The sequence below is a fragment of the Lysobacter sp. TAB13 genome, from assembly GCF_052113885.1.
Classification (GTDB): Bacteria; Pseudomonadota; Gammaproteobacteria; order Xanthomonadales; family Xanthomonadaceae; genus Lysobacter; species Lysobacter gummosus.
Genome location: NZ_JBFRDR010000350.1, coordinates 1 through 376 on the forward strand (window position 1 = coordinate 1; position 376 = coordinate 376).

The 376-nt window shown below is 61.3% G+C and carries 1 protein-coding gene; it reads right to left on the reverse strand.

The genetic code is table 11. The features are described from left to right. Positions 1 to 376: efflux RND transporter permease subunit (locus tag AB4Y92_RS26490; RefSeq protein WP_441822329.1), on the reverse strand; the 376-nt coding region annotated here is incomplete at both ends.

The window sequence follows — 376 nt, forward strand, 5'->3', positions numbered from 1 at the left end:
CTGCTTGTACATCGCACCGGCCAGCCCGCCCATGAACGACACGGGGATGAAGACCGCGCACAGCACCAGGACGATCGCGATGACCGGTCCGGTGACTTCGCCCATCGCCTTGATCGAAGCCTCTCGCGGCGACAGATGCTCTGTCGCCATGATGCGCTCGACGTTTTCCAGAACCACGATCGCGTCGTCGACGACGATRCCGATGGCGAGGACCAGGCCGAACAGGGTGAGCAGGTTGATCGAGAAGCCGAACATGTACATGCCGGCAAAGGTGCCGATGATCGAGATCGGTACGGCAATGACCGGGATGAGCGTGGCCCGGAAGTTCTGCAGGAAAAGGAAGACGACGAGGATGACCAGGACGATGGCCTCGACG